Genomic DNA, 9,734 nt, shown 5'->3' on the forward strand with positions numbered 1-9,734 from the left:
GCCGAGCGGGCGTTGGGCAATCATCCGCAGGCGTACTCGCACCTGGGGTTGATCCGCTGCGCCCAACTCCTGGACCGGCACCGATAGACCCGGGCGGGCCCCGGGGCAGGTGCGGAACCGTCCATCCCCTCCACCCCGCGCTCGGGCCACCCCGCGCGCGGGGACGAGGGCGCCCACGCTCCGTGCCGCTCATCCCGAACGGCGCAGTCGCCACGCCTTGGGCTGTTCCTCGTCGTGGTCCGCCCCCGACTCGGCGAAGCGTGAACGCACTCGCGCCCCACCGAGCTTGCCCCGCTCCAGGTGAACGGTGCCGCCCGTGGTCTCCACCGCGTGCCGCACGATGTCCAGCCCCAGGCCCGTCGACCCTCCGCCGCTGCTGCCGCGCCGCAACGCCGAGGTCGGATCGGCGAACCCCGGCCCGGCGTCCTCCACCACCAACGTCACCCAACCCGCGTGGGCGACCACCGCCACCGCGAAGGGCCGACCCGCGGGGGTGTACCGGAACACGTTGGCCACCAGGGCGTCCAACACCGCCACACACTCGTCCCGGGACAACGCCACCCGGGTCGGAGCCGGTGGCAGGTCCACCTCGACCTCCCGGCCCTGGTCCCGGGCGAGCAGCGACCAGAATTCCATCCGGTCGCGTACCGCCTCCGACAGGTCGCATTCGGCCTCGACGGCCTCCACCTGACGTGGGCGTACGTTGCGGATGATCTCGTCCACGTCCCGTTCCAGCTCGGCCACCGCGCCACGGATCCGCTCACCGTCGGCTCCGGGCAGGGACTCGGTGTCCAAGCGCAGCGCAGTCAGCGGGGTCCGTAGTCGGTGGGAGACGTCGGCCGCCATCTCCCGTTCCTTGGCGAGCAGGTCCTGGACCCGCTCCCCGATCGCGTTGATCGACTCACCCAGCACCACCAGGTCACGAGGGCCGCTCACCCGTATCCGAGCGTTCAACCGACCGTGCCCGATCGCCACGGCGGTGCGCGCCAGCTCGCGCAGCGCGCGCAGGGCGGGACGACTCCACCGGTCGGTCAACGCCACCGCTCCGGCGATGGCGAGCAACGCCACCGGTACCGACCAGCCCAGGGCCCGGACCAGCGTCGCGGCCGTCTCCCACCGGGGACGGAACACCTCCACCACCGCCGCCTCACCATCGGGGGTCCGCGCCCGCACCAGGTGGGTCGTCCCCTCCGCCACCGAGACGGTACGGGGATCGGAGGAAAGCGCCTGTGCCTCCACTTCCTCGGGCAGCGCCCGGCTCGCCCCCACGGTGGAACCGTCGGGCAGGTGGATCGCCAACCTCCCGGCCGCGCCGGCGGGGGTGGAGGACACCAGTCCGTGCAGCACCTCGGGGTCGGCGTCCACCCTCACCACCGCGGCCACCAGCTCCGCCTGGGTGTGGGTTTGCGTTCGCGCCCGTTCGGATGACTCCATCCAGGCCCACACCGTGACGGCCCCCAGCATGACCACCGCGACCAACGTCGCCACCAGGGCGACGGTGCGTGCCAGCAGTGCCCTCACTCCGGCGCCACCAGCTTCAATCCCACCCCGCGCACGGTGTGCAGGTACCGAGGGCGACTCGCGCTCTCCCCGAGCTTGCGGCGCAGCCAGGACATGTGCACGTCGATGGTCTGGTCGTGGCCCACGTAGGGGTGTTCGTGCCAGACGGCCTCCACGAGCTCGCGCCGGCTCACCACCCGACCCACGTGTGCGGCCAGATAGGCCAAGAGGTCGAACTCGCGGCGGGAGAGTTCCAGGGCCCGCCCCGCCAGGGACGCCCTGCGCTGGCTCAGGCTGATGGTCAGCTCGCCCACGGTCAGTTCGCCCTGATCCACGGCGCCGGCACGACCTCGGGCGGAACGGCGTAGCAACGCGTTCATTCGGGCCGCCAACTGGGCGCTGGAGAAGGGCTTGACCACGTAGTCGTCGGCGCCGTCCTCCAGTAGCCGAACGATCGAGGGCTCGTCGCCGCGAGCGGTGGCCACGATCACCGGAACGTCGCTGTGGCCACGGAGCATCCGTAACGCCGAGGCCCCGTCCAGGTCGGGCAGCCCCAGGTCCAAGACCACCAGGTCGGGCTCGTGTTCGGCGGCCTCCCTGAGCGCGTCCAAGGCGGTACCGACCGGGAAGACCACGTGCCCCAACCCACGGAGCGCGCGCACCAGGGCATCACGCACCCTCTGGTCGTCCTCGACCAGTAACACCGTTGCCATGCGCACACGTTAACGAAGGTCAACTCCTCCCGCGACCCCTCGAAACAGACGAAATGCCCTCTGGTCAGGGCGAAACGGCGATCTTAAGTCGAAAGAGACGTTACGTTAAGGCCTCCTTAGGGAAGGCGTCGCTACCGTCTTGGCACACGGCCGTCGGTGGTGCACGTCACACACCCCCGAATCGGCCTTGAAACGGTGCGGGAGGTCGAGGAAGCGCCCGCCTTGCGGAGGTGTCGTGGCAGAGATCGTGATCGAGGGCCTGGGCAAGGTCTACCCTGACGGGACCCGAGCCGTCGACGGTCTCTCACTAGAGGTCCAGGACGGTGAGTTCCTGGTGCTGGTGGGCCCCTCCGGCTGTGGCAAGACCACCGCGCTGCGCATGGTCGCGGGGTTGGAGGACGTCAGCGAGGGCACCATCCGTATCGGCGACCGGGTCGTGAACGACATGCCCGCCCGAGACCGGGACGTGGCGATGGTCTTCCAGTCCTACGCCCTGTACCCCCACCTGAACGTCTACGAGAACATCGCCTTCGGCCTGCGGTTGCGCAAGCTCCCCAAGACCGAGATCGACCGGCGGGTGCGTGAGGTGGCCAAGGTCTTGGAACTGGGCGAACACCTGAGTCGCAAACCCGGCAACCTGTCCGGCGGTCAACGCCAGCGGGTGGCCATGGGGCGCGCCATCGTCCGCGAACCTCGGGCCTTCCTCATGGACGAGCCGCTGTCCAACCTGGACGCCAAACTCCGGGTACAGATGCGCGCCCAGATCGCCCGTATACAGCGCGACCTCGGCGTCACCACCGTCTACGTCACCCACGACCAGACCGAGGCGATGACCCTCGGTGACCGGGTCGCGGTGATGAAACGCGGTGTCCTGCAACAGGTCGGTCCGCCCCAGGAACTCTACGACCGCCCGGACAACCTGTTCGTCGCCGGTTTCGTCGGCTCTCCCGGCATGAACCTGATGTGCGTCGAACTCACCGAGGACCAAGGGCGTCTTCGCGTCCACGTCGCGGACCAGACCTTGGAGTTGCCCGACGGCCTCTTGCACCGACGTCCCGCACTGCGCGGCCACGTCGGTCGCAAGGTGGTCGTGGGCATCCGCCCCGAGGACATGGAGGACGCCCGGATCGTCGGTGCCACCGAAGGCGCCACCCTCACCTCCGTCGCCGACCTCGTGGAGGCCATGGGCTCCGACGTCCTCGTGCACTTCCCCGTCGGCGCCTCCCCCGTGGTCACCGAGGACACCCGCGAACTCGCCCGCGAGACCGGCGCCGACGAGTTCCCGTCCGTAGCGGACCACGGGGTGGTGTGCGTGGGCCGCTTCAGTCCTCGCACCCACGTGTTCGAGGGCCAGACCATCACCGTCGCCGTGGACACCGAACGCATCCAGTTCTTCGACCCGACCACGGGCATCGCGATCGACCACACCTGAGGAGCATCCCCCATGCAGTTCCACCCTCCCCTCGGTACGCGCTCCCACCGTCGACGCACCGCCTGTGCCCTGCTGGCCCTGGGGTTGACCGTCACCGCCTGCGGCGACGGTGACTCCGCCACGGCCTTCGACGCCGACCTGGCCGGACGGGAATTGGAGATCGTGGGCCCCTGGGCGGGTGACGAACAGGAGGCCTTCGAGCAGGTCCTGGCCCTCTTCGAACAGCAGACCGGCGCCACCGTCTCCTACAGCGGAGCCGGTGACGACCTTCAGACCGTCCTACAGACCCGCGTCCAAGGCGGTGACGCACCCGACGTGGCGCTCATCCCCCAGGCAGGGCTGATCGAGCACTTCGCCGCCGAGGGCGTGCTCGTTCCCCTCTCCGAGGAGGTCGTCCAGACCCTCGACGAGAACATGGCCGGAGTCTGGACCGAGATCGGTTCGGTGGACGAGCGCCCCTATGGGGTCTACCTCAAGGTCGCCAACAAGTCCCTGGTCTGGTACAACGACGGACTCTTCGCCGAGACCGGCGCCACGCCACCGCCGACCTGGGAGGAGTTCGTCGAACTCTCCGACAACCTCGCCGACACCGGTATCAGCCCGCTCTCCATCGCCGGGGCGGACGGCTGGGTGCTCACCGACTGGTTCGAGAACGTCTACCTACAGACCGCCGGGCCACGGATGTACGACCGACTCAGCAGGCACGAGATCCCCTGGACCGACCCCAGCGTCGAGGTCGCCCTGCGCACCCTCGCCGAGGTCTGGGGCAACGAACGCCTGCTCCTGGGCGGCACCAGTGGCACGCTGCAAACCGACTTCCCCACCTCGGTCGTCAACGTCTACGGCGACGATCCCGAGGCCGCCATGGTGGTGGGGGCCGNGGGGTGGTCGGTGCCGGTACCAACGCCACCGTCGGTGACGACGCCCGGATCTTCCCGTTCCCCTACGTCGACGGTGACGGTGAATCGGTGGTCGTGGCCGGGGACGCCGCCGTGGCCATGAGCGAGGGTGAGGCCACCATGGAACTGCTGCGCTTCTTGGCCACCACCGAGGCGGCCGCGGAGTGGGCCGCCCTCGGCGGGTTCGTCTCGCCCAACCGTCACCTGACCGCCGACGACTACTCCGACCCGATCACCGGTCAGGTCGCCGAACAGATCGTCCTCGCCGGTGACGGTGTCCGCTTCGACCTGTCCGACCTGCAACCCGCCGCCTTCGGGGCGACCGTCGGCGACGGCATGTGGCAGAGCCTCCAAGACTTCCTGGGCGACCCCTCCGACGTCGAGGGCACCATGGAACGTTTGGAGTCCGAGGCCGCCCGTGCCCATGGCAAGTGACCTCCCCACACGCGACCGAGGCTTTCGATGACCACGTCCCACGACACCGCCCCCACCGCCGCGGACCCCGCCGAATCCGCCGGTGGGGGAGCCACCCCACGCATCGGCCCCTCCCGGTCGCGTCGCCTGTTCGGTCCGGCCACGCTCTTCCTGCTGCCCGCGCTGTTGTTCCTCGCCGTGTTCCTGGCCTACCCGGCCCTCTACTCGGTGGTGCGCAGCCTCTTCGACGCTTCCGGGGCACGGTTCGTCGGACTCGAGAACTACGTCCACATGTTCACCGACGACCGCACCCTCACCGCGATCCGCAACACCGGGATCTGGGTGTTGGTCGCCCCGGCCCTGGTCACCGGGCTCGGGCTGACCTTCGCGGTCCTGACCGAGCGCGTCCGTTGGGCGACCGCCTTCCGGATCCTGCTGTTCATGCCCATGGCGATCTCCCTGTTCGCCTCCGGAATCATCTTCCGCCTGGTCTACGACGAGAACCCCGACCGGGGTGTGGTCAACGCGGCCGTGGTCACCGTCCACGACGTCTTCGTCTCCCCTTCGGAGTACCCCGGGGCCCAGCCGCGTGAGGACGGCTGGAAAGCCGACACCGCACTCGGCGGTTTCACCAGCTCCACTCCCCACGAACCCGGTCAGGTCGTCGAGGTCCCCATGGTGGGCGTGCGCCCCGGAGACCTGCCCGAACAGGCCGCCCCGGCCATCCCGCCCGCCCCGGCCCAGGGGCGCATCCAAGGAGTGGCCTGGCTGGACGTGGCCCTGGACGGTGAGGCGGGCGCCCTCGACGACGATGAGAACGGTATGCCACGCCTGAGGGTCGAGGCCCTCCAGGACGGCCGGGTGGTCGCCATGGCCACCACCGGCGACGACGGCCGCTTCACCCTGTCCGGCCTGGAACCGGGGGAGTACTCCCTGCACCTGGGCGCCGACAACTTCACCGAATCCTTCCGTGGCCTGACCTGGCTCGGACCCGCCCTGATCACCCCGGTGATCATCTCCTCCTGGGTGTGGATCATGACCGGGTTCGCGATCACCTTCATCGCCGCCGGACTGGCCGCCATCCCGCGTGACGCCCTGGAAGCGGCCAGGGTCGACGGCGCCACCGAATGGCAGGTGTTCCGCAAGGTCACCGTGCCACTGCTCGGACCCCTGCTGCTGGTGGTCTTCGTGACGTTGGTGATCAACGTGCTCAAGATCTTCGACCTGGTGTTCGTCATCGCCCCCGGATCGGTACAGGCCGACGCCGGTGTCATCGCCCTACAGATGTGGCAGGTCTCCTTCGGCGCGGGCGGAAACCAGGGACTGGGCAGCGCGCTCGTGGTCCTGCTGCTGGTACTGGTCCTGCCGATCATGTACTTCAACATCCGCCGGTTCCGACGGGAGCGCCCATGAGCACCACCTCCAAGAACTCGCCCTCCGTCGTCGAGGTCTCGGTCTCCGGCGCCCCACGACGCGGCCCGGCCTCCCGCCTGGTGAGCCGCCTGGGATCGGGAACCCTACAGTTCCTCCTGGTCGCCGTCGCCCTGTTCTGGATGGTGCCGGTGGTGGGTCTGCTCCTGGTATCGCTGCGTTCGGAGGCCGACAACACCAACAGCGGTTGGTGGACGGTCCTGCTCAAGCCCACCGAGCTGACCCTGGCCAACTACCAAGGGCTGGTGAACGACGACGTCATCGTCCAGTCGTTCCTCAACACCGTCTACATCTCGGTGCCCTCCACGATCCTGGTCGTGGGAATCGGCGCCCTGGCCGCCTACGCCCTGGCGTGGATGGACCTTCCCGGACGGGACTGGATCATGGTCGCCGTGGTGGGCCTGTTGGTGCTGCCCGTCCAGGCCGCGCTCATCCCCATCGCCCAGTTGTACGGAGCCCTGGGCATCTTCGGTTCCATCCTGGGCGCCATCCTGTTCCACGTGGCCTTCGGACTGCCCTTCGCGGTCTTCTTGCTGCGCAACTCCTTCATCGCCATCCCCCGGGACCTGCTGGAGGCGGCACGCATGGACGGGGCCCGTGAACTGCGGATCTTTCGCAAGGTGGTCCTGCCGGTGGCCCGGCCCGCCCTGGCCTCCTTGGCGGTCTTCCAATTCCTGTGGGTGTGGAACGACATGCTCGTCGCCTTGGTGTTCACCAGCCCGGACTCGGCCCCGCTGACCGTGGCGCTGCGCTCCCAGCTGCGCCAGTTCGGCACCAACGTCGACGTCCTGGCCTCGGGCGCCTTCCTGTCCATGCTGGTACCGCTCCTGGTGTTCTTCGCCTTCCAGCGGTACTTCGTCCAGGGGGTGTTCGCCGGCTCCACCAAGTGACCATGAACCAGGCGGCCACGGTCGTGCCCATCCCTCCCTCCATACGACCGCTTCCGGCCGTCGAGCCCCGCGGAGATCACCCCCCTCCGCGGGGCTCTCCCCGTTCTCCCACAGGGCGGTGAGGCGGCTCGTCCACGGCCCCGACCCGGGGCGGTGACCACCCCGGCCCGCTCCGGCCCGGATTCAGCGGGGTGGCAGTCGCGGGGCGCGTTCGCCCGCCATCCACAGCCCCAGTTCGTGCCGATCCACCAAGACCATCCCGTCACCGGCCTCGCGCACGGCCTCCCGGGTGAACCCGTTCGAGGCGACGAACATCCCCAGGTACCCCAGGTGCCCCCCGGCCAGCGCCCCGAGGAACGCCCGCACCTCGTTGGGCGGCACCGGCCGGCGCCACCGCTTGCACTGCACCGCGATGGGCCTGCCGTCCGGGGTCTGCGCGCGCAGGTCCACCCCGCCGTCGAAGGCCCCGCCCACCGTCGTCACCCGTGTGTACCCGTGGGCGCGCAGTAGCCGCGCCACGTGTTCCTCGAACTGTCTCCCGGTCATCGTGTCGATCCCCGCGATCCCGGTTCGTGAGACGATCCACCGCTCCCGGGCCGACCGCAGCCGCGACCATGCCCACCACCCCATCGCGAGCAGTACGAGCACCGTCACCGCACCCACGGCCATCCACACTCCCGGGCGGTCGGCGTGGTCGTACAGCCACCCCAGACCCAGCAGGACGAGCACCACCGTCAGTGGCAGCGCCTCTCGCAGCCGTCCTCGCCGTCCACGTCGTACACGTCGTACACGTCGTACACTCACGTTCCTCCCAAGGGGCGGGGCATGGCGAGCACATCCTCGCACGCGAGAACGACATCTCCACGCGGCGACCCGACCGGCGTGACCAAGCCGACCGGGGATCCCCCGCCGACCGGGACCGGGACGCACCCGGACACTGTCACAATGGCCCAGGCGTGGTGTTCGCACACAGGGGTGTGGACCTTTCGACCACGACGACCACGAGGACATGGGGGTGGAAGCCGTGGTCGAACGCGCGGCGCTGGACCTGGACGCGCTCGCCGTCAGCGACCGCTTCCGCCTGTTCAACTTCACTCGACGCGACGACCACGTCACCTACCTGTGGATCCTGCGTGCCGTGGACCGCCTCCGTGAGGTCCACCAGGTCCAGGTCGGCGCGCACGAGGTCGAGGCGGTCCTGCGCGAACTCGCCGCCCACCACCCCGACGCCCCCATCGTGGCCGCCGCCGACCTGCGCCGCCGTCTCGACGAACTCGCCACCGACGGTCTGGTGCACCGCTTCGACGACGCCTCCCGCGCCGGCACCCTGGCCGGTTACCGTAACCGCCAATCCGTCTACCAGTTCAGCGAACTCGGATATCGCGCCTACCAGGCGGTCGAAGGAGTCCTGGGCGCCCGGGTGGAGGACGTCAACCTGTCCCGCCTGGTCTTCTCCGACGTGTTGGAGGACCTTGGCGCCCTGGCCCAGGCCAGCCGCACCGGCCGGGTCGAGGACGTCTACCGTCGCCTGTCCCGCCTGGACTCGGTCATGGAGGAGATGGGCCGGCGCTCCGCCCAGTTCCACGTGACCCTGGGGGAGATCCTGCGCTCCACCGAAGCCTCCCCCGAGGTCTTCCTGCGCCACAAGAACGCCCTGCTCGTCCACCTGTCCGACTTCATGGCGGAGTTGGACCGCTACCTGCCCCGCCTGGACCACGCGGTCCGCGAGGTCGAGGCCACCGGTCTGAGCACCCTGCTCTCCCGTGCGGCCGACGCCGACGAACGCCTGTTCATGGCACGGGCGCAACGCCTGGAGGACTGGAACCGCCGCTGGCGGGCCCTGCGCGCCTGGTTCGCCACCGAGGGCGGGGCGCCCACCCGGGCCGCCGAACTCGGACAGGCCACCCGCTCGGCCGTCTCCGGGGTGGTGGCGCTCCTGCGCCAGATCACCGAGGCCCAGCGCGGCGGCGTCAACCGCTCCACCCAGCTGCGCCACCTGGCCGCGTGGGTGTTCGACACCCCCGACGACGGCGCCGCCCACGCCCTCATGGGTGCCGCTTTCAACACCCGTTCCGCCCGCCACCTGGGCGTGGCCCACGAGGACGGCGACGAGTTCCCACCCTCCGCCTCCTGGCACGACGCCGCCGGGGTGGAGGTCTCGGTCACCCTGTTCCGCAACGACCGCTCTCCCACACCCGGAGTGCCCAAACCGGTGCGCCAGGACCGGGGAGCCCGTACCGAACTGCGCCGCGAGCAGGCACTGCGACGGCAGAGCGAGAAAGCCTCCGCCGCACGACTGGTGCGAGAAGGCGCCTACGACCGTGTCCTGGACGATGACGACACACGGATCCTGCTGCGCCTGGTCACCAAGGCCCTGGAATCACGCTCGGTGGTCGCCGGACGGTTGGGATCGGCCACCGGGGACGACGCCGGCACCCTGGTGCGGCTCCCGCCC

The 9,734-nt window shown here is 69.8% G+C and carries 9 protein-coding genes; 6 read left to right on the top strand and 3 right to left on the bottom strand.

The window, feature by feature from the left end; all coding sequences use genetic code 11:
- Nucleotides 1-189: 189 nt before the first annotated feature.
- Both D472_RS0115900 and D472_RS0115905 read right to left on the bottom strand, forming a co-directional pair.
- Nucleotides 190-1,521 carry a sensor histidine kinase gene (locus D472_RS0115900; protein ID WP_017605466.1) on the bottom strand — a complete coding sequence of 444 codons (1,332 nt, stop codon included), beginning with the start codon at nt 1,519-1,521 and terminating at the stop codon, nt 190-192.
- Nucleotides 1,518-2,213: a response regulator transcription factor gene (locus D472_RS0115905; protein ID WP_026117743.1), complete on the bottom strand. Its 696-nt coding sequence runs from the start codon at nt 2,211-2,213 to the stop codon at nt 1,518-1,520. The genes D472_RS0115900 and D472_RS0115905 overlap by 4 nt, the downstream gene beginning before the upstream one ends.
- 235 nt (nt 2,214-2,448) lie before the next feature.
- Here D472_RS0115905 and D472_RS0115910 point away from each other — a divergent pair, with 235 nt between their 5' ends.
- The 5 genes from D472_RS0115910 (at nt 2,449) to D472_RS0115925 (ending at nt 7,279) form a co-directional block, all read left to right on the top strand.
- Complete coding sequence (locus tag D472_RS0115910) at nt 2,449-3,645, top strand: ABC transporter ATP-binding protein (protein ID WP_017605468.1); 1,197 nt, start codon at nt 2,449-2,451, stop codon at nt 3,643-3,645.
- A 12-nt stretch (nt 3,646-3,657) separates the two neighbouring features.
- Nucleotides 3,658-4,647 (top strand): ABC transporter substrate-binding protein, encoded by a 990-nt coding sequence (locus tag D472_RS26820; protein WP_239642985.1) that lies wholly within the window; start codon nt 3,658-3,660, stop codon nt 4,645-4,647.
- The gene (locus D472_RS29125) at nt 4,614-4,979 is read left to right on the top strand and encodes a hypothetical protein (protein ID WP_017605469.1); all 366 of its coding nucleotides are present in this window, start codon (nt 4,614-4,616) and stop codon (nt 4,977-4,979) included. The genes D472_RS26820 and D472_RS29125 overlap by 34 nt, the downstream gene beginning before the upstream one ends.
- 27 nt (nt 4,980-5,006) lie before the next feature.
- Complete coding sequence (locus tag D472_RS0115920; protein ID WP_017605470.1) at nt 5,007-6,371, top strand: ABC transporter permease subunit; 1,365 nt, start codon at nt 5,007-5,009, stop codon at nt 6,369-6,371.
- Nucleotides 6,368-7,279, top strand: a complete 912-nt coding sequence (locus D472_RS0115925; RefSeq protein ID WP_017605471.1) for a carbohydrate ABC transporter permease — start codon at nt 6,368-6,370, stop codon at nt 7,277-7,279. The genes D472_RS0115920 and D472_RS0115925 overlap by 4 nt, the downstream gene beginning before the upstream one ends.
- Before the next feature lie 183 nt (nt 7,280-7,462).
- On the opposite strand, the gene D472_RS0115930 is transcribed toward D472_RS0115925, so the two are convergent.
- Nucleotides 7,463-8,083 carry a restriction endonuclease gene (locus D472_RS0115930; RefSeq protein ID WP_033303986.1) on the bottom strand — a complete coding sequence of 207 codons (621 nt, stop codon included), beginning with the start codon at nt 8,081-8,083 and terminating at the stop codon, nt 7,463-7,465.
- Between the two features lie 220 nt (nt 8,084-8,303).
- Between D472_RS0115930 and D472_RS0115935 the strand changes: the two genes are divergently transcribed.
- The coding region (locus tag D472_RS0115935; RefSeq protein WP_026117745.1) for a TIGR02677 family protein at nt 8,304-9,734 on the top strand (1,431 nt) is incomplete at its 3' end.

The sequence above is a fragment of the Nocardiopsis alkaliphila YIM 80379 genome, from assembly GCF_000341005.1.
GTDB lineage: Bacteria > Actinomycetota > Actinomycetes > Streptosporangiales > Streptosporangiaceae > Nocardiopsis > Nocardiopsis alkaliphila.